The organism is Mesorhizobium loti (genome assembly GCF_003148495.1).
GTDB classification, from domain to species: domain Bacteria; phylum Pseudomonadota; class Alphaproteobacteria; order Rhizobiales; family Rhizobiaceae; genus Mesorhizobium; species Mesorhizobium loti.
On the sequence record NZ_QGGH01000003.1, the window covers coordinates 423016 to 441073 of the forward strand.

Here is an 18058-nt window from a genome sequence, read left to right on the forward strand (position 1 = left end):
GGCGCCAGGGGTGCGCCAGGATGGATGAATTCGCGCATGTCTTTTCGAAGCGGTTTCGTCTTCGAAGCCATGCGCTCGGGGATTAGGCTTGGCTGATATCGGCAAGGACATCGAACGCCCGCTCGGACAGGCTGTCCGGTCGCCGCGCGCCGCCGGCAAGGTCAACGGCGGTGCGATCACCGCGACCGTGGCCGTGCTGGCGGTGATTGGCGTTTCCGGTGCGATCGCGCTCAGGGAAAAGCCGTTTCGGAAGCCGCAAGAGATTGCCGTTTCAACGCCGAAAGTGACTGCGGCGGCCTCGCCTGCCGCCGCGCCGTCCGCGTTGGCCCCGGTGGCGGCGCCGAAGCCGGAAGTGCCGGCTAAGACGGGTGGGCCGCAGATCATCCATGTGCAGACGGAAGAGGGCGATGGCCCGCCCAGGGCAGCGATCGTCATTCGTGACCCGTCGACCATCGGCCAGAACCTGAAGATCGCGCATATTCCAGACAAGGCGCTGATCGAAGCCAGCGATACCGGGCCTTTGCCTGTCCGCGCCGCCGATGGCCGACGGCCGTTCGACGTCTATGCGCGGCCCTGGTCGGGCGGGCGCGGCGCGCGCGTAGCGATCGTCATCGGCGGGCTTTCGGTTTCGCAGACAGGCACCCAGGCGGCCATCGCCAAGCTGCCGGCGGAAGTGACGCTGGCCTTCGCGCCGCAAGGCAACAGCATTGGCCGCTGGATGCAGGCGGCTCGGCAAAGCGGGCATGAGGTTGTCATGCAGGTGCCGCTCGAGCCGTTCGACTATCCGAACGTCAACCCCGGTCGCAACACGCTGACGGTGGCGGCGAGCGCGGACGAGAATTTGAAGAACCTGCACTGGGCGCTGTCGCGGACGACAAACTATACCGGCGTCATGAACTACATGGGCGCTCGCTTTTCCGCCGACGCGGCGGCGATGGAACCGTTCATGGCCGAGCTCGGCAAACGCGGCCTCGCCTATATCGATGACGGCTCGTCGGCGCGCAGCCTGGCGCCGGACCTGGCTCTGAAGGACGGCGTGCCCTTCGTATCCGGCGACATGGCGATCGATGCGGTGCAGGATCGCGGCGAAATCCTGAAGAAACTCGACAGTCTCGAAGCGACCGCGCGGGCCAAAGGCACGGCCGTCGGCATCGGCTCTGCTTTCGACCTGACCGTCGACACGGTGGCGTCCTGGGCGGCCGAGGCCAAGAAGCGCGGCATTGAGATCGTGCCGATTTCGGCGGTGGCCATTGACCCGCAAAAAGGCTAGCCATCGGAAAACAGATTGGAAGATTGACAGATGGCGAAGACAAAGAAAGTCGATCGCGAAACGCTGCCTTATCGGCCCTGTGTCGGGCTGATGATCCTCAACGCGGAGGGCCTGGTCTGGGTCGGGCATCGCATTGCCGAACCGGACAGCGAATTTGCCGGCACGACGCAGCTTTGGCAGATGCCGCAAGGCGGTATCGACAAGGGCGAGGAGCCGTTGCAGGCGGCCGAGCGCGAGCTCTATGAAGAGACCGGCATGCGCGGCGTTTCGCTGCTGGCCGAAGCGCCGGACTGGATCAACTATGATTTGCCGGACCACCTCGTCGGCATCGCCTTCAAGGGACGGTATCGCGGCCAGACGCAGAAATGGTTCGCCTTTCGCTTCCACGGCTATGTCGGCGAGATCCAGATCAATCCGCCGCCGGGCGGCCACACCGCCGAGTTCGACAAATGGGCATGGCGGCCTATGCAGGATTTGCCCGACCTGGTCGTGCCGTTCAAGCGCCATGTCTATGAGGACGTGGTGGCGGCGTTCCGGCATCTGGCGCAATAGCCGCGATACAACAACCGCGGTTGCCGCGCCGGCCCGGCGGTCCTATTGATGTGTCTATCCGCCACCAAAAGCGCGTCGCGCTGAAACGCGCTTTTAGTCTTTGTCTGCATGCATGTCGTTGTCCCAAAACCGAAGTCACTTTTGGGCGACATGCATTGGAAGGGTCGCCATGAACGACGTCCCCACAAGGTCGCTGCCCGAGGAGGTCACTGCCACAAGCGAAGTGGCGGCCGGGGCCGTCCTCACCATCGATCTCGGTGCGATCCGTGAAAACTACCGGCGGCTGAAAGCGCGGTTGGGCAATGTTCGCTGCGCTGGTGTGCTCAAGGCTGATGGCTACGGCGTTGGCGCCAGCCAGGTCGCGGCGGCGCTGCTGGGCGAAGGCTGCGATATCTTCTTCGTCGCGCTGCTGGGCGAAGGGGTCGCCTTGCGCCGCTCGATCGGGCCGGGCCCCGCCATTTTCGTGTTGAACGGCATTCCGCCTGGCGCCGAGCAAGACGCCGTGGCGGCGGACCTTTGCGCCGTCATCAACAGCGTGGGGCAATTGGCGGCCTGGCGCGCGGCGGGCCGCCGCGCCGGCCGAAAACTGCCGGCTGCGATCCAGGTCGACAGCGGCATGTCGCGGCTCGGCATGGCGCCCCGGGATGTGGAGCGCGTTGCCACCGATCCGCATGCCTTCGACGGCATCGACATCCGTTTCGTGATGAGCCATCTGGCCTGTGCCGACGAGCCGGAGCATCCGGCCAATGAGCGGCAGCGACTGGCATTCGAGGGGCTGCGCAAGATGTTGCCGGCGGCGCCGGCCTCGCTCGCCAATTCGTCCGGCATCTTTCTTGGGGCACGCTTTCACTACGATCTCGCACGCCCCGGTGCCGCGCTCTATGGCATCAATCCGACGCCGGCCAGGTCGAACCCGATGCTGCCGGTGGTACGGCTAGAGGCCAAGGTCGTCCAGACACGCATGCTGGAGGCCGGCGTTGGTGTCGGCTATGGCCACACATTCCACACTGTGGCCCCGCTCACTGCTGCGACGATCTCGCTGGGCTATGCCGATGGCTGGCACCGACGCGCGGCGTCCGCGGCCTGGTTCGAGGGCGCGCGCCTGCCCTTCCTCGGGCGGGTGTCGATGGATTCGATCATTCTCGACATCTCCGCCTTGCCGTCCGGCAAGCTCCGCGAGGGTGATCTCGTCGAACTGCTCGGTCCCTCACAAAGCGTCGATGACGCTGCCGGCCATGCCGGCACCATCGGCTACGAGATCCTGACCAGCCTCGGCCCGCGCTTTCATCGGCGCTATGTCTACGGTTGAGCGGTTTGGCCGCGCTTGACAAGCGGACGCCTGTCGGCAAGGCTCCGGGTATGAGCAACCTCGCCCATATCAGAACCTTGTTCAGGGTCTGCCCGATCGCGGGATCGTAGCCCCGGCGCGGTCGCCTTTTGGCGTCCGTCCGAACCGGGGCATTTCTACCTGACATCATCATTCTCAAGCCAGACAGCCCTCGCGGCTGACGGCTTTTCATCAAGCCGCCGTCAGTACGGCGGCAGGCGCGCATCTGTTCGATGCGCCAACTCATGAGGTTTGCCATGCAACATGCAGCAGGATTGCGTCCACCGAGCCGGCTTCTGGTCAGCGATGCCGACCACAACAGGCTGACAGGCCTGGCGCGGGCGTCGCTCGATCGCGTGCCCGAGACAGCCGAAGAGCTGCTTTCGGAGATGGATCGGGCCGTCATCACGGCGGCGGCTTCCATGCCGGCCAACGTGGTGCGGATGGGCTCGACAGTGACAATCCGCGGCGATGGCGGGGAGCGCATCACCCTGGTCTATCCCGGCGATGCCGACATCACAGAAAACAGGATTTCAGTGCTGACGCCGATGGGGACGGCGCTCATCGGCGCGTCGATCGGGCAGACAGTGTGCTGGAGCGGTCGTGGCGGCCGGGAACTGTCGTTGATCGTCGAAGCCGTCGAGACGCCGGCCTACGTCCAGCAGCGGTCCTGATCATGGAGGCGGTGATGACAGGTACGAAATGCTGGCTGACGACGAAGGACTTCGCCGTCCTCGAGATCATGCTGGAGCGTCGGCGGGCTTTCGCGGATCCGATCGTTCCTATGCTTGCAGACAAGCTCTCCAAAGCCGATGTCGTTCCGATCGATTCGGTCGGACCCGATATCGTGACGCTGAACAGCAGGGTGGTGTTTCGTATCGATGCCGGCCCTGCCGAGACCCGAACCCTGGTGCAAAACGAGGTGCGCGGGCCGGTCGGCTCCAGCCTGTCGATCACGACCAGGCGGGGGCTCTGCATGCTTGGCATGGCCGAGGGCCAGACGGCATCGATCGAACAGGCCGACGGCAGGCGGGAGTCGATCCTGATCGCGGCCGTGCTCTACCAGCCGGAGGCCGCGCGACGGGCCGTCAGGGAGAAATCCCAAGCCGAGGTGCGACGACCGCATCGGCTCACCCTCGTCTACAGCGCTGCAGCCGATTGGCGGCCTCTTGGCGAGAGAGCCGGAATGCGGCAGACAGAGGGGGATGACGACCCCGGTCCCACGGCGGCGTGAACGGGCAACAGTGCATGATCTCGAAAATCGGCATCGATTTTCGCCGGGGATCATGCGCAAATCGGAAATGCGGTCGCGTCCAAGGCGTCCTGAGGGACGCGCGGCGCGGCAAGGAGTGAACGATGAAGATCATGGTGCTGGGCGGTGGCGTTATCGGGGTGACCACGGCGTACTTTCTTGCCGAGGCCGGCCACGAGGTGACGGTTCTCGACCGCCAGAAAGGCCCGGCGCTGGAAACCAGCTTCGCCAATGCCGGCGAGATATCGCCCGGCTACGCCTCGCCATGGGCCGGCCCCGGCATTCCGCTGAAGGCGATCAAATGGCTGCTGATGAAGCATGGGCCGCTTGTGGTGCGGCCGGCCTTCGATCCGCATATGTGGACATGGCTGATCAAGATGCTGCGCAACTGCACGGCCGAACGCTATGCGATCAACAAGGCGCGCATGGTGCCGCTCGCCGAATACAGCCGTGACACGCTGAAGGCGCTGCGTGAAACGACCGGCATCGCCTATGACGAGCGGACACAGGGCACGCTGCAACTGTTTCGCACGCAAAAGCAGCTCGACGGCACCGGTGGCGATGTCGAGGTGCTGAAGAAGTATGGCGTGCCTTACGAGATCCTCGATCAGGACGGCTGCATCGCGGCGGAGCCGGGCCTGGCCGGAGTGCGCGAAAAGTTCGTCGGCGGCCTCAGGCTGCCGCACGACGAGACCGGCGACTGCAAGATGTTCACCGACAGGCTGGCCGAGCTCTGCGTGGCGCGCGGTGTCAAGTTCGAATACGACGTTACGATCTGGCGTGTCATCCGCAGCCGCAACCGCATCGCCAATCTCAGCACCAGCAAGGGCTGGAAAGCCGCCGACGCCTATGTGATGGCGCTGGGCAGTTATTCGGCAGGGTTCATGCGCCGGGTGAAGCGGCCGATCCCGGTCTATCCGGTCAAGGGCTATTCGATCACCGTGCCGATCAAGGACGCTGCTGCGGCACCGGTGTCGACGGTGATGGACGAGACCTACAAGGTGGCGATCACCCGGCTTGGCGACCGCATCCGGGTTGGCGGCACGGCCGAGATTTCCGGCTTCGACCTCAGGTTGCATGAATCGCGGCGGCGCACGCTGGAGCACTCGGTGGGTGACCTCTTTCCGGGCGCCGGCGCGATGCGGGACGCGACGTTCTGGTGCGGACTGCGGCCGATGACGCCGGATGGTCCGCCGCTGATCGGCCGCACCGAGCTTTCCAATCTCTATCTCAACACCGGGCACGGCACGCTCGGCTGGACCATGGCTTGCGGCTCGGGCAAGGTGCTGGCCGACATCATCTCCAGCCGGGTGCCGGACATCGATGTCCGCGACCTCGCGCAGGAGCGCTATCTGCGGTAGGCGTTGGTCAGAATGCTTGCCTGACCCAGTCTTCGTCGAACAGCAGCCGATAGGCCCACGGGATCGTCACATTGCTGGCGACCGGGTTCGAGTGGGCGAGATAGTCGTCATAGATCGGCTTCATGCTGGTGTAGAAGGCCGGGTCGAGCACCATCATGCCGTTCTCCGAGTCGTGGAAGAAGCTGCGGTTGTTGAGGTTGACAGACGAGATGGCCACCAGCCTTTCGTCGATCATCATGATCTTGGAATGCAGCACGACATCCGGCGCCTTGAACTCGCGAATGTTGATGCGGTCGCCATATTTCTCGACGAACAGCTTGTTGAGCGCGGTGAGGAACCTGCCGCCGATATCGCCCTTGAGATCAATGCGGCCGACAATGTCGATCCTGACGCCGCGGGCGAGCGCCCGGTCAACAGCCTGGGCGAGCTTGGGCGTCAGGTTGAGGTAAGGATTGACGATCTGGATGTGGTGCTGGGCGGCGTCGACCAGTTCGACGAAATAATCCTCCAGCGCATGGCCATCCTCGTAGGGCACCGAAATGAAGTGCCGCGCCGTGCCTGACGGGCGGGCGCCGTCGGACCGGACTGGAATGGAGAAAGGACGCGCCAGATTGGTGTCGGCGTCGCGCAGCCACACTGTCGAAAGATGCGCGGCGAGTGTCTGGACCGTGGCCGGATCGGCGAACTCGATGTCGAAGTCGCTCCAGTTCGAATAGTAGTTCAGCGAGAACCCGTCGGTCTTGCCATATTGCTCAAGATCGGGATCACGCGACAGATCGATCGGCTGGTGGAACAGGAAGCCGTCATGGATGTTGCGGCCACCGATGATGGCGCGTGACCGCCCAGGATCGTCGGCAAGCGTCGCCAGCATCTTGATATGATGAACCTTGTGCAATTGTGAAATCTGCTCGTCGATCGGCGCGCCCCGGTCCGCCCGCCAGCGATATTCCTGCAATTCGACATTGGGAAATTCGGCCGCCAGCCGATGCAGCAGGGCGTCGTCCTTGTCGCGCTCCAGCACGTCGGTGACCAGAATGCGCACCTTGGTGCCAAGCGCTGCATGATGACGGATCAGCCGTTCGATGATGCGGCCGGAGAAGTCAGCCTTGAACTCCAGCGACGACAAATAGATCAGCTTGAGTTTTGGGGCATTGGAAAAGTCGAGCGGCAGCTCCGGGTCGCCCTTGTCGATGGCGCTGTCGGACAGCGGCGCTCCCATCAGCGCCTCGACCTTGGCGTTGAAGCCGTCGCGCGACTTGCGCAGCAGGCGCGGCTTTCCGATCGGCAAGGCGCAGGTCTGCGACAGCCAACGGCTGGCGTAGAAGGCGCGGCTGAGCGGATCGAGGCCTGTGGGATCGGGCGTCGTGCAACGCTCGTAGCGACTGTCGAAAGCGGCAAGTGCCGGGTCGGCGGTCTCTTCGCGCTCGATGGTGAGCGGTGCGCCGGCAGGGGCAAGGCTGGAGCGGATTCTTAGCACGCAGCGGTTCAGGCCGTCACTCGGGAACAGGCTGACCGTGTCGTCCTCGCCGGACAGGCGAAAATGGAATGCCGTTCCCGTGGCGATGGTGCGTGACCCACCGCCGGCACTGATCGCCAGCGTGCCGTCGCATGTGCCCTCGATGTCGGTCGGTTGCTTGCCTGCCTGGCGCAGCATGATCTCGACGCTGCGCGCCTGCAGGCCGGAGAAATCGAAGATCCTGGGCGTCGAAGGCCGCACTGCCGCATCGATGTAGAGCGTCTGCCGCGACATCCGCCAGCGTCCGTCGAAATGGCCGTCGCCGCCGCTGGCGCCGGCCGGCGGCAGATGTATTTCGGCAACCGGTCCGGCCAGTTGTTGCAGTGTCCGGTAGGTCGCCTGGAAATCGCTGTTGCGGATCTCATAACGGTCGTGACCGAAAGGGCCGGTGCCGTTCGCGCGGTCCATGGCGTCGAGTTGGTGGTGGGCGAGCAGTGCCAGGAACCGTTTTTCGTAGTCGCTCGTGCCGGCGTCGCCGAAGAACTGCGCGGCGGCGACTTGCGACCCGGCCGTCCTGGCCGATAGCGAGGGTCGCGCGCAGGCCGTCTGGCCTTGCAGGACGTCGCAGGCATTGCGGCCAGCGTCGGCACAGCCGGCAAGGACAGTCAGCCCGAATAGAACGATGGCGATGGATGCACGGGCCTTCACCCGGTCGCCCCGGCCTTCAGGACGCTCAATTGCGCCGGGTCGCGCGGTGGCATGAAACCCTGCGGGAAGACCTTGCAGACGGGAATGGCGAAGGTGGCGATCAGCAGTTCGGCCTCGCCGCGCACCTTGCGCGGCGCTGTCTTGTCGTCGCGTATCGCTTTCGCCGAGGCGACGAGGGTGCCGTCGCAGTCACAATGGTTGTGGCGGGCAATGTAACAGGCGTCGTGCGTCTGGCAGGCCGCGTCGAGGCGGTTGACCGGCCGGGCCGACAGATCGCCGGTGCGGGTGCCGGGGCCGCAATAATTGCCGAAGACGAAAGGCGAAGGCCGCGCCATGGCGTCGCGGATCGGTTTGGGCAGTTCGGCCTCCGGGACCTTCATCCACGGATTGGCGCATGCGGAAACGAAAAGCAGCGGCAGGATGGCAAGAACGGCTCGCATATCTATCCGCGCCAGCTTTCTGAAAGATTTCCCAACCGGCGACCTGCTCCGTGGCCGGCGACCGCACGCCTGATGCCACACTGGCCGGTTTTGTGGCAAGGAAAAGGCGGCACGGCTAAAGCGCATCGCGTTTGATCGGATTCATGCGATGCGCTTTAGCGTCTTTGTTTTATGCATGTCGTTCTCCCAAAACCGAGGCCACTTTTGGGCGACATGCATCAGACGAACAGGCCCCTCTCCCGTTCCACCATCTTGGTGATGAAGCTGGCGACGATCTGGACGCGGCGCAGCGGCCTGACCGATTCATGATAGACCAACCAGTAGGCGCGGCGGATCGGCGCCACGATGTCGACGGACACAAGTTCCGGCATCGAGCGGGCGACGAATGTGTGCAGGATGCCGATGCCGGCGCCCGAGCGCACCGCTTCGGCCTGGCCGAGCGCCGAGGAGATGGCGAAGCTGGTACGCCAGTCGGCGCTGAATTCCGCCGCATAGTCGAGCGACGGGCTGACGATGAGGTCCGGCACATAGCCGATGAGTGTGTGCTGGCCAAGCTCGGCGGCGGTTTGGGGCAAACCATGCACCTCAGCATAGTCGCGCGACGCAAACAGGCCGAGCGAGTAGTCGACCAGCTTGCCAGCCACCAGCCGGCCCTCCGTCGGCCGTTCGACGGTGATGGCGATGTCGGCCTCGCGACGCGACAGCGAGAAGGAGCGCGGTACCGGGACCAGCTGGATCGTCAATTCGCGGTGCAGCGCGGTCAGCGCGCCCAGGCGCTTGGCCAGGAAGGCGACACCAAAACCGTCGGGCGCGCCGATGCGCACCGTGCCGGAGACATCGTCACCTTCGCCGGCAACCGTCGAGCGCGCGGCGATCATGTCGCCCTCCATGCGCTCGGCAATATCGAGAAAGCGCTCGCCCGCCGGCGTCAGCTCGCTGCCGGTGGTCAGCCGGCGAAACAGCTTCGTCCGCAGCGCATCCTCAAGCGCGGCGATGCGGCGCGAGACGGTGGCGTGGTTGAGCTCCAGCCGCTTGGCTGCGCCCAGGATCTGGCCGGCGCGCGCCACGGCAAGGAAGATGCGGACGTCATCCCAGTTCATGGGAATGGTCCGGATGACAATCGCCGATGCTGCGTTCTGTGGCGAAGGAACTCAATCTCTCAATCCGTAGCAGCAATTGCATCCCGTCATTTGCGGGAATTGATGCTCGTCCGTCAATCGTTATCTACTTTTCGCACAACGGTTGCGTTCTCCATCGCGTTGCCATCCGCCGGCCAAAGGCGGACAATGCGGCATCACAAACAAAGGGAGAGAAATCATGATCGACTACGGTCATTTCATCGGCGGCAAGCATGTCGCCGGGACCAGCGGCCGCAAGCAGGATGTCATGCAGCCGATGGACGGCTCCGTGCGCGGCACGGTGGCGCTGGCTTCGCAGGCGGAACTGCGCGCGGCTGTCGAAAATGCCAAGGCAGCGCAGCCGAAGTGGGCGGCAACGAACCCGCAGCGCCGCGTGCGCGTGCTGATGAAATTCCTCGAACTGGTCGCCCGCGACTATGACGAACTGGCCGACATCCTGGCGCGCGAGCACGGCAAGACGATTGCCGACGCCAAGGGCGACATCCAGCGCGGCCTTGAAGTGGTCGAGGTCTGCATCGGTGCGCCGCACATGATGAAGGGTGAGTTCACCGACGGCGCCGGTCCCGGCATCGACGTCTATTCGATGCGCCAGCCGCTCGGCGTCGTCGCCGGCATTACGCCGTTCAACTTCCCGGCGATGATCCCGCTGTGGAAGATTGCGCCGGCCATCGCCTGCGGCAACGCCTTTATCCTCAAGCCGTCGGAGCGCGATCCCGGCGTGCCGATGCGCATTGCCGAATTGTTCCTCGAGGCCGGCCTGCCGGCAGGCATCCTCAACGTGGTCAACGGCGACAAGGACGTCGTCGACGCCATCCTCGATGATCCCGACATCAAGGCCATCGGCTTTGTCGGCTCGACGCCGATCGCCCACTACATCTATTCGCGCGGCACTGCCGCCGGCAAGCGCGTGCAGTGCTTCGGCGGCGCCAAGAACCACATGATCATCATGCCCGATGCCGACATGGACCAGACCGTCGACGCGCTGATCGGCGCCGGCTACGGCTCGGCCGGCGAACGCTGCATGGCGATCTCGGTCGCCGTCCCGGTTGGCAACGACACCGCCAACCGGCTGATGGAAAAGCTGATCCCGCGCGTCGAAAGCCTGAAGGTCGGCCCATCGACGGATTCCTCCGCCGATTTCGGCCCGCTGGTGACGGCGCAGGCTCTTGAACGGGTCAAGGGTTATGTCGATACCGGCGTCAAGGAAGGCGCCAAGCTGGTCGTCGACGGCCGCGGCTTCTCCATGCAGGGTTATGAAGACGGCTACTATATGGGCGGCTGCCTGTTCGACAACGTCACCGCTGACATGCGCATCTATAAGGAAGAGATCTTCGGGCCGGTGCTCTCGGTGGTACGCGCGCCGACTTATGAGAGCGCGATCAAGCTCGCCAACGACCACGAGATGGGCAATGGCGTCGCCATCTTCACCCGTGATGGCGATGCCGCGCGCGATTTCGCGTCGCGGGTCCAGGTCGGCATGGTCGGTATCAACGTGCCGATCCCGGTGCCGATCGCCTATTACACCTTCGGCGGCTGGAAGGCGTCTTCGTTCGGCGATCTCAACCAGCACGGCCCGGACGCGTTCCGGTTCTACACCAAGACCAAGACGGTGACCTCGCGCTGGCCGTCCGGCATCAAGGACGGTGCGGAATTCGTCATCCCGACGATGAACTGATCTCGAGAGAAATTTTCGACGACAAGGGCGCGACGTTTGTCGCGCCCTTTTTGCGTGGCGTCACACTGCTTCGTGCGTGCCGTCGTGGGATGGCCGATCGTCGACCGTGGGTCTCTCAGGGATGGTCACGCGCCGATCTCCAGCCGCGTGATCTGGTCATCGGCCAGTGTGAAGACGTAGTGGAGTGTCGCCGGGCTGCCGGGAAAATTGCCTGAGACGATGCCGGCGATCCGCCATGCATCGCCGTTGACCGTCGCGTCGGCGACCTCAACGGTCACCCGGTATTTTTTGGTCGTCTCTTCCATCCAGCTGCGGATGGCAGCCGAACCATGATGGGTTTTGCCTTCGTCCCTGACCGTGGCGTCCGATGAGAAGGAGGCGAGCATGGCGTCGATGTCATGCCTGTTCTTGGCGACAAAATAGTCGGTCAGCGGCTGCGGAAGTTCTTCGGTCATGATTTCATCTCCGGTCCCAGTTCTGGCCGTTGACGCGAAGGTCCGCGGCCTTGTCCGGCTCCTAAAATGAGATAGACTGAAAAAATGACAAGAACCGACGAAAAGGTAAGGTACTTACTTGAAAGTAAGGTTAGACCCGAAAGTAAGGTTGGGCCTGAAAGTAAGGCCGGGCTGAAAGTAAGGCCGGGCCTGAAAGTAAGGGCGAAGCGTTGACGCCGTTGTCGGCGGCGAGCGGTGTCGAGAATGTGCTGCGCATCCTCGAAGGGCGCTGGAAGCTGGTGATCTTGTTTCACCTGTTCGGCGGCAAGGTGCTGCGCTTTTCCGATCTCGAACGGGCGATCCCGGCGATCTCGCAGAAGATGCTGATCCAGCAGCTGCGGCAGATGGAGGCCGACGGAATTGTCCGTCGCATCGTTCATCATCAGGTGCCGCCGAAGGTCGAGTATTGCCTGACCGATTGGGGGCAGGCGCTATGTCCGGCTCTCGATGCCTTGCTGAAATGGGCAGCACTTCGCGAGCCGGAAGCCTGACGCGGATTGCGCCCCGCAACGCGCCGCAAGGATGCTTGTTTTCACATCGCGACCTCACCATATCGAATCCAGGAATGCGATAGAATTCCCTGACGACAGACCGGAAACCAGAAGGAGTGACGTGATGAAGACGTCGAATCCGGCCTGGAACGTCCCGGCATATTGAGGCTGCCCATGTGCCTCCCTTTGCCGGAACGTCAAGGCGAAGGAGGTGCCAGATGGCGCACATGTTTTCGTTTCGATGGATCAGGATAGCCGCGATCGGCGCCACGCTGGCGCTGTCGACGCTACCCGCACAGGCGCAACTCATCTGCGGCGGCCACAGTGATCTTGTCGCGGGATTGGCGCAGGCCTTTCAACAAAAGCAGATCGGCTACGGTGTGGTCGGGCAAGCCGCCATTGTCGAGGTCTATGTTTCGGCAAGCGGGACATGGACCATGCTGGTAACCGACGTACAGGGCCGAAGCTGCATCTTCGCGACCGGTGACGGATGGGAGAATACCGTCGCCGTCACCGCGACGGCGCAAGGGATCTGAGCCGTTCGATCAGCGCGTTGCGGCCACCTCGGCATGGCCGCGCAGCAGGGCCATCAGGCGCTTGGCATCCTTGGCCGCGGCCTCCTCGTCGCCGTCGAGGATCGAGCGGATCAGCGCGACATGGTGCTCGGCGGATTCGGCAAGGCCGGTGTCGGCCTTGTAGCGGAACCAGAAGCGCCGGCTGTGGGTCTGCAAGGGGGCGGCCAAACGGGCGGCGAACGGATTGTCGGCGGCCAGCGCCAGCGCTTCGTCGAGTGCCTTGTCGGCCTGGATGAAGGCAAGCACGTTGCCCGAGATGACCGCCTTCTGCATGGCGAGCGCTGCTTCGTGAAACAGGTCGGCGGCCTCGCGGGTGACGAAGCGGGCGGCCGAGCGGGCCAGGACCACCTCGACGCCGCGGCGCGCATCGAGCACGCGCAGCCAGTCGCCGGGATGGAGCGGAGCGATCGCGATGCCGGCGCGGGGCCGGACGTCGAGCAGCCCCTCCCAGGCCAGCCGTTGGATCGCCTCGCGCACCGGCGTGCGGCCGAGCCCGAGCCTTTCGATCAGGGCGCCCTCGGTTACGAAGCTCGCCGGGGCCAGTTCGAGCGTGACGATCATGTGCTCGAGCACATGATAGGCTTTGGTGGCGGCCGGTTCGGACGCGGTGCTTGCTTCCATGGATATCAAAGGCGTTCTCCTGATATATCTTGAATATATCATAACGGAATCTGTATTGACAGGCGGTTTCTTAACAGATATATGGCTGATATATCAGATGGAGACATGATCATGTGGACCGGAGTTTTCCCCGCCGTCACGACCAAATTCACCGCGGATGATCGTCTCGATCATGCCGAGATGGAGCGCTGCTTTAACCTGCAGATGGAGGCCGGCTGCGACGGCATCATCGTCTGCGGATCGCTCGGCGAAGGGCCAATGCTGTCGCCCGACGAGAAGATCGAAGTGCTGAAGACCGCGCAGAAGGTTGCCGGCAAGAAGCCGGTGCTGTTGACCGTCAACGAGGCCGGCACTCGCGAGGCCGCCAGCATCGCGAAGCGCGCCGCCAAGGAAGGCGCCAACGGCCTGATGGTGGTGCCGAGCCCGATCTACCACACCAATGCGGAAGAGACGGTCGCGGCCCTGCGCGCGGTCGCGCAGGCCGGCGACCTGCCAGTCATGATCTACTCCAACCGGCTCGCCTACCGCGTCGACGTCACCGTCGACCAGATGGAGGAGCTGGCGTCGGACAAGCGCTTTGTCGCGATCAAGGAATCCTCGGACGACATCCGTCGCTCGACCGAGATCATCAATCGCCTGGGCAGCCGCTACGACCTGTTTACCGGTGTCGACAATCTCGCCTTCGAGGCGCTGTCGGTTGGCGCCATCGGCTGGGTGGCCGGACTGGTCACCGCGTTCCCTCGCGAGACCGTCGCCATCTACCAGCTGATGAAGCAGGGCCGCCGCGAGGAGGCGCTCGCCATCTACCGCTGGTTCCGGCCGCTGCTCGATCTCGATGTCTCGACCTATCTGGTACAAAACATCAAGCTTGCCGAAGTGTTCGCGATCAACACAAATGACCGCGTGCGCATGCCGCGCCAGCCGCTGTCGGGCGAGCGCCGCAAGGCCGTCGAGAAGATCATCAAGGATGCGCTCGCGGTTCGGCCGAAGCTGCCGCAGTTCTAAGGGTCGCAATGCCGCAGTCCCCTTCATCCGACCGCTACGCGGCCACCTTCTCCCCGAGGGGAGAAGAGGTCGCCAACACCGGCGTCAGCCTCTTCTCTCCGTCGGGGAGAAGGTGGCCCGAAGGGTCGGATGAGGCGAGATTGGCACATGCAGAACGGCACGCGCAGCCATGAATAGCGATGCTGCAATCGACATCGCCATCGTCGGTGGTGGCATTATCGGTATCTGTGCCGCTGCGTCTCTGGCCGACGTGGGACGCAAGGTCACGATCTTCGATCGTTCTGGCATCTGCGAGGAGACGAGCTCCGGCAACGCCGCCGCTTTTGCCTTTTCCGATGTGCTGCCGATGGCGCACAAGGGCATGATGCGACAGCTGCCGAAATGGCTGGCGGATCCGCTCGGCCCGCTCAGCATCCCCCCCGCCTATCTGCCGAAGCTTCTGCCCTGGTTGATCCGCTTCTGGCGTGCAGGTGCTCCGGGAAAATACGAGGCGAGCCTTGCCGCTCAAGCCGGCATGATGAAGCTCGCCGAAGCGGAATGGATGGGCCTGCTCGATCGCTCCGGTACGCGGTCGATGCTGCGCGAGGATGGCTCACTGGAGCTCTACGAAAGCGAGGCCGAATTTCGGGCCGGGCTGCCCGGCTGGGCGGCGCGTGAGCGTTTCGGCATCGGTTTCCGCCATGTCGAGGGCGAGGAACTGGCCGCCTTGCAGCCGGGGCTGTCGCCGCGCTTCATCAAAGGTACGTTCGTGCCGGGATGGAAGACGGTCGCCGACCCGAAACTGCTGGGCAAGGCGGTGTGGGCCTATGCACAGGCCAAGGGCGCCCGCTTTGAGCTGGCTCGGATCAGCCAAGTCGCGGCGGATCAGGATGGTGCGACACTGACGTTGGCAGACGGCACCACAAGGCAGGCCCGACACCTTGTCGTCGCCGCCGGCGCATGGTCGCATCTGCTGGCGAGGCAACTCGGCGATCGCATTCCGCTGGAGACCGAGCGCGGCTACAACACGACGTTGCCGACGAGTGCCTTCGACGTGAAGCGGATGCTGATCTTCTCCGGCCATGGCTTCGTCGTCACGCCGCTCGAAACGGGCCTGCGCGTCGGCGGCGCCGTCGAACTCGGCGGCATCGAACGGCCGCCCAATTATAACAGGTCGAAGGCGCTGCTGCAGAAGGCGCAAAAATTCCTGCCGGGGCTCGATCCCTCGGGCGGACGCGAATGGATGGGGTTCCGTCCCTCGCTGCCGGATTCAGTGCCCGTCATCGGCGGCGCGCCAGGAAAGCGGTCGGTGGTTTATGCCTTCGGCCACGGCCATCTCGGCCTGACCCAGGCGGCGGCCACCGGACGGTTGATCCGCGATCTTGTCCTGGGGCAGACTCCGCCGATCGATCTGGCCCCCTTCAGTCCGCAACGATTCTGATTTTTCGGGTTTTGTTTTTCGAGGAGCGTCATGGCCAAGAAATCCTTCTTCTGCATAGACGGCCACACCTGCGGCAATCCGGTGCGGCTGGTCGCCGGCGGCGGCCCGCTGCTTGAGGGCTCGACGATGATGGAGCGGCGGGCGCATTTTCTGGCCGAGTATGACTGGATTCGCACCGGGCTGATGTTCGAGCCGCGCGGCCATGACGTGATGTCCGGCTCCATCCTCTATCCGCCGACGCGCGAGGATTGCGACATCGCCATCCTGTTCATCGAAACCTCCGGCTGCCTGCCGATGTGCGGCCACGGCACCATCGGCACGGTGACGATGGCGATCGAACACGGGCTGATCAAACCGAAGACGCCGGGCGTGCTCAGGCTCGACACTCCGGCCGGTCTGGTCATTGCCGAGTACAAGCAGGTCGGCGACTATGTCGAGGAGGTGCGCATCACCAACGTGCCCTCCTTCCTCTACGCCGAGGGGCTGACGGTCGAATGCCCGCAGCTCGGCGAAATCACCGTCGACGTCGCCTATGGCGGCAATTTCTACGCCATCGTCGAGCCGCAGGCAAACTACCGCGACATGGCCGACTATTCGGCGGGCGACTTCATCGCCTGGAGTCCGGTGGTGCGGCAGCGGCTCAATGAGAAATATTCCTTCGTGCATCCCGAGAACCCGGGCATCAACCGGCTGTCACACATGCTGTGGACTGGCAAGCCGACCGTGGCCGGGGCCGATGCCCGCAATGCCGTGTTCTACGGCGACAAGGCGATCGACCGCTCGCCATGCGGCACTGGCACCTCGGCGCGCATGGCGCAGCTTCATGCCAAGGGCAAACTCAAGGCCGGCGACAGCTTCGTCCATGAATCGATCATCGGTTCGCTGTTCAAGGGCAAGATCGAAAAGGACGTCACCGTCGCTGGCAAACCGGCCATCATACCCTCGATCGGCGGCTGGGCACGGATGACCGGATTGAACACCATCTTCATCGATGACCGCGATCCGTTCGCGCATGGTTTTGTGGTCAAGTGAAGGGAAACCTGACCCAGGGGAAAGAGACTGAACGAAAAACGGATCGTGTCAGCAACGCAACGATTCCTCTCATCACCTAATTTTGACGGCGATTTCTTCGAAACGGGGCGCATGATGCAGCCGAATCGTCAAAGACATTGCGTTATGCCAATGCTAGGGTCCGCGATAGTCCAGGGGTCGGGTGTGAAAAACGGGCGATCGGAAAGGCGTGCCTCGAAAACACGCATGACGATTGAAAAATGACGTTGCAATCCGGGCTCGAAACTTTACGACTAGGGGAAATACGAAAAGGAATGCGTCTGCATGGGCGACATTCCAGGGGAGCCATGTACACATGCAGTACTTTGTCCAGCAGCTTATCAACGGGCTGACGCTGGGATCGATCTATGGGCTGATCGCGATCGGCTACACGATGGTCTACGGCATCATCGGCATGATCAACTTCGCCCATGGCGACATCTTCATGGTGGGCGCCTTCACGGCGCTGATCGTCTTCCTCGTCCTCGGCGCGCTGTTCTATTCGGTGCCCGTGGTCATCGCGCTGCTGGTCATGATGATCGTGGCGATGCTGCTCACCAGCCTCTACAACTGGACGATCGAGAAGGTGGCCTACCGGCCGCTGCGCGGTTCGTTCCGGCTGGCGCCGTTGATCACCGCCATCGGCATGTCGATCGCGCTGTCGAACTTCGTCCAAGTGACGCAAGGGCCACGCAACAAGCCGATCCCTCCAATGGTTTCGCAGGTTTACAACATCAACGGCATCAGCGTGTCGCTGAAGCAGATCATCATCGTCGTTGTCACCGCGCTGCTGCTGGCGCTGTTCTGGTATCTGGTCAACAGGACTTCGCTCGGTCGGGCGCAACGCGCCTGCGAGCAGGACCGCAAGATGGCGGCTCTGCTCGGCATCGATGTCGACCGCACCATCTCGATCACCTTCATCATGGGGGCCGCCCTTGCTGCTGTCGCCGGTACGCTGTTCCTGATGTATTACGGCGTCATTGCCTTCTCGGACGGCTTCACGCCTGGCGTGAAGGCCTTTACCGCGGCGGTGCTTGGCGGCATCGGCTCACTGCCGGGTGCGGTGCTCGGCGGGCTTCTGATCGGCTTCATCGAGAGCATGTGGTCGGCCTATTTCTCGATCGACTACAAGGATGTCGCGGCGTTCTCGATCCTGGCGATCGTGCTGATCTTCCTGCCTTCCGGCATTCTGGGCCGGCCAGAAGTCGAAAAGGTCTGAGAC

The 18058-nt window shown here is 63.6% G+C and carries 18 protein-coding genes; 13 read left to right on the plus strand and 5 right to left on the minus strand.

Annotated elements, in window-relative coordinates; translation table 11 throughout:
- The first annotated feature begins 88 nt into the window (after positions 1-88).
- The 6 genes from C8D77_RS15545 to C8D77_RS15575 all read left to right on the plus strand — a co-directional run bounded on the left by C8D77_RS15545 (position 89) and on the right by C8D77_RS15575 (position 5762).
- Positions 89-1270 (plus strand): divergent polysaccharide deacetylase family protein, encoded by a 1182-nt coding sequence (locus tag C8D77_RS15545; protein ID WP_109664548.1) that lies wholly within the window; start codon positions 89-91, stop codon positions 1268-1270.
- 30 nt (positions 1271-1300) lie between these two features.
- A complete protein-coding gene (locus C8D77_RS15550; protein ID WP_109664551.1) occupies positions 1301-1822 on the plus strand; it encodes an RNA pyrophosphohydrolase in 522 nt (173 codons plus the stop codon).
- Between the two features lie 169 nt (positions 1823-1991).
- Positions 1992-3131, plus strand: a complete 1140-nt coding sequence (alr, locus tag C8D77_RS15560) for an alanine racemase (protein WP_109664554.1) — start codon at positions 1992-1994, stop codon at positions 3129-3131.
- 275 nt (positions 3132-3406) lie between these two features.
- A complete protein-coding gene (gene rnk / locus C8D77_RS15565; protein WP_109665418.1) occupies positions 3407-3823 on the plus strand; it encodes a nucleoside diphosphate kinase regulator in 417 nt (138 codons plus the stop codon).
- Positions 3824-3837: 14 nt separating this feature from the next.
- A complete protein-coding gene (locus C8D77_RS15570) occupies positions 3838-4383 on the plus strand; it encodes a GreA/GreB family elongation factor (RefSeq protein WP_170136748.1) in 546 nt (181 codons plus the stop codon).
- Between the two features lie 122 nt (positions 4384-4505).
- Positions 4506-5762 (plus strand): D-amino acid dehydrogenase, encoded by a 1257-nt coding sequence (locus tag C8D77_RS15575; protein WP_109664561.1) that lies wholly within the window; start codon positions 4506-4508, stop codon positions 5760-5762.
- A gap of 7 nt (positions 5763-5769) precedes the next feature.
- Here the strand turns inward: C8D77_RS15575 and C8D77_RS15580 are convergent, their stop codons facing one another.
- From C8D77_RS15580 to C8D77_RS15595, 3 genes are all read right to left on the minus strand, one after another.
- The gene (locus C8D77_RS15580) at positions 5770-7926 is read right to left on the minus strand and encodes a phospholipase D-like domain-containing protein (RefSeq protein ID WP_109664565.1); all 2157 of its coding nucleotides are present in this window, start codon (positions 7924-7926) and stop codon (positions 5770-5772) included.
- Positions 7923-8366, minus strand: coding sequence for a phospholipase A2 family protein (locus C8D77_RS15585; RefSeq protein WP_109664570.1), 444 nt, complete (start codon positions 8364-8366; stop codon positions 7923-7925). The genes C8D77_RS15580 and C8D77_RS15585 overlap by 4 nt, the downstream gene beginning before the upstream one ends.
- Before the next feature lie 218 nt (positions 8367-8584).
- Positions 8585-9466, minus strand: coding sequence for a LysR family transcriptional regulator (locus C8D77_RS15595; RefSeq protein WP_109664573.1), 882 nt, complete (start codon positions 9464-9466; stop codon positions 8585-8587).
- A gap of 217 nt (positions 9467-9683) precedes the next feature.
- On the opposite strand from C8D77_RS15595, the gene C8D77_RS15600 reads away from it, so the two are divergent.
- Complete coding sequence (locus tag C8D77_RS15600) at positions 9684-11180, plus strand: CoA-acylating methylmalonate-semialdehyde dehydrogenase (RefSeq protein ID WP_023811796.1); 1497 nt, start codon at positions 9684-9686, stop codon at positions 11178-11180.
- Between the two features lie 125 nt (positions 11181-11305).
- Here the strand turns inward: C8D77_RS15600 and C8D77_RS15605 are convergent, their stop codons facing one another.
- Positions 11306-11635, minus strand: coding sequence for a nuclear transport factor 2 family protein (locus C8D77_RS15605; protein ID WP_109664577.1), 330 nt, complete (start codon positions 11633-11635; stop codon positions 11306-11308).
- Positions 11636-11844: 209 nt separating this feature from the next.
- Between C8D77_RS15605 and C8D77_RS15610 the strand changes: the two genes are divergently transcribed.
- Together C8D77_RS15610 and C8D77_RS15615 are read left to right on the plus strand one after the other, a co-directional pair.
- Entirely contained in the window at positions 11845-12165 is a 321-nt protein-coding gene (locus tag C8D77_RS15610) for a winged helix-turn-helix transcriptional regulator (RefSeq protein WP_057145399.1), read from the plus strand.
- A 218-nt stretch (positions 12166-12383) separates the two neighbouring features.
- A complete protein-coding gene (locus C8D77_RS15615) occupies positions 12384-12701 on the plus strand; it encodes a hypothetical protein (RefSeq protein ID WP_245462944.1) in 318 nt (105 codons plus the stop codon).
- A gap of 9 nt (positions 12702-12710) precedes the next feature.
- Here the strand turns inward: C8D77_RS15615 and C8D77_RS15620 are convergent, their stop codons facing one another.
- Positions 12711-13403, minus strand: coding sequence for a GntR family transcriptional regulator (locus C8D77_RS15620; protein WP_164548521.1), 693 nt, complete (start codon positions 13401-13403; stop codon positions 12711-12713).
- A 69-nt stretch (positions 13404-13472) separates the two neighbouring features.
- On the opposite strand from C8D77_RS15620, the gene C8D77_RS15625 reads away from it, so the two are divergent.
- From C8D77_RS15625 to C8D77_RS15640, 4 genes are all read left to right on the plus strand, one after another.
- Positions 13473-14366, plus strand: coding sequence for a dihydrodipicolinate synthase family protein (locus C8D77_RS15625; RefSeq protein ID WP_109665430.1), 894 nt, complete (start codon positions 13473-13475; stop codon positions 14364-14366).
- A gap of 169 nt (positions 14367-14535) precedes the next feature.
- Positions 14536-15786: an NAD(P)/FAD-dependent oxidoreductase gene (locus C8D77_RS15630; RefSeq protein WP_170136749.1), complete on the plus strand. Its 1251-nt coding sequence runs from the start codon at positions 14536-14538 to the stop codon at positions 15784-15786.
- Between the two features lie 30 nt (positions 15787-15816).
- Complete coding sequence (locus C8D77_RS15635) at positions 15817-16818, plus strand: 4-hydroxyproline epimerase (protein ID WP_109664585.1); 1002 nt, start codon at positions 15817-15819, stop codon at positions 16816-16818.
- 334 nt (positions 16819-17152) lie between these two features.
- Positions 17153-18055: a branched-chain amino acid ABC transporter permease gene (locus C8D77_RS15640; RefSeq protein ID WP_109664588.1), complete on the plus strand. Its 903-nt coding sequence runs from the start codon at positions 17153-17155 to the stop codon at positions 18053-18055.
- Positions 18056-18058: the final 3 nt, after the last annotated feature.

What these genes read in the sequence shown, in the direction of transcription:
- C8D77_RS15550 (WP_109664551.1), top strand. Translation starts at nt 1,301, where the DNA reads ATGGCGAAGACAAAGAAAGTCGATCGCGAAACGCTGCCTTATCGGCCC.
- alr (WP_109664554.1), top strand. Translation starts at nt 1,992, where the DNA reads ATGAACGACGTCCCCACAAGGTCGCTGCCCGAGGAGGTCACTGCCACA.
- rnk (WP_109665418.1), top strand. Translation starts at nt 3,407, where the DNA reads ATGCAACATGCAGCAGGATTGCGTCCACCGAGCCGGCTTCTGGTCAGC.
- C8D77_RS15570 (WP_170136748.1), top strand. Translation starts at nt 3,838, where the DNA reads ATGACAGGTACGAAATGCTGGCTGACGACGAAGGACTTCGCCGTCCTC.
- C8D77_RS15575 (WP_109664561.1), top strand. Translation starts at nt 4,506, where the DNA reads ATGAAGATCATGGTGCTGGGCGGTGGCGTTATCGGGGTGACCACGGCG.
- C8D77_RS15585 (WP_109664570.1), bottom strand. Translation starts at nt 8,366, where the DNA reads ATGCGAGCCGTTCTTGCCATCCTGCCGCTGCTTTTCGTTTCCGCATGC.
- C8D77_RS15595 (WP_109664573.1), bottom strand. Translation starts at nt 9,466, where the DNA reads ATGAACTGGGATGACGTCCGCATCTTCCTTGCCGTGGCGCGCGCCGGC.
- C8D77_RS15600 (WP_023811796.1), top strand. Translation starts at nt 9,684, where the DNA reads ATGATCGACTACGGTCATTTCATCGGCGGCAAGCATGTCGCCGGGACC.
- C8D77_RS15605 (WP_109664577.1), bottom strand. Translation starts at nt 11,635, where the DNA reads ATGACCGAAGAACTTCCGCAGCCGCTGACCGACTATTTTGTCGCCAAG.
- C8D77_RS15615 (WP_245462944.1), top strand. Translation starts at nt 12,384, where the DNA reads ATGGCGCACATGTTTTCGTTTCGATGGATCAGGATAGCCGCGATCGGC.
- C8D77_RS15620 (WP_164548521.1), bottom strand. Translation starts at nt 13,403, where the DNA reads ATGATATATTCAAGATATATCAGGAGAACGCCTTTGATATCCATGGAA.
- C8D77_RS15625 (WP_109665430.1), top strand. Translation starts at nt 13,473, where the DNA reads ATGTGGACCGGAGTTTTCCCCGCCGTCACGACCAAATTCACCGCGGAT.
- C8D77_RS15630 (WP_170136749.1), top strand. Translation starts at nt 14,536, where the DNA reads ATGAATAGCGATGCTGCAATCGACATCGCCATCGTCGGTGGTGGCATT.
- C8D77_RS15635 (WP_109664585.1), top strand. Translation starts at nt 15,817, where the DNA reads ATGGCCAAGAAATCCTTCTTCTGCATAGACGGCCACACCTGCGGCAAT.
- C8D77_RS15640 (WP_109664588.1), top strand. Translation starts at nt 17,153, where the DNA reads ATGCAGTACTTTGTCCAGCAGCTTATCAACGGGCTGACGCTGGGATCG.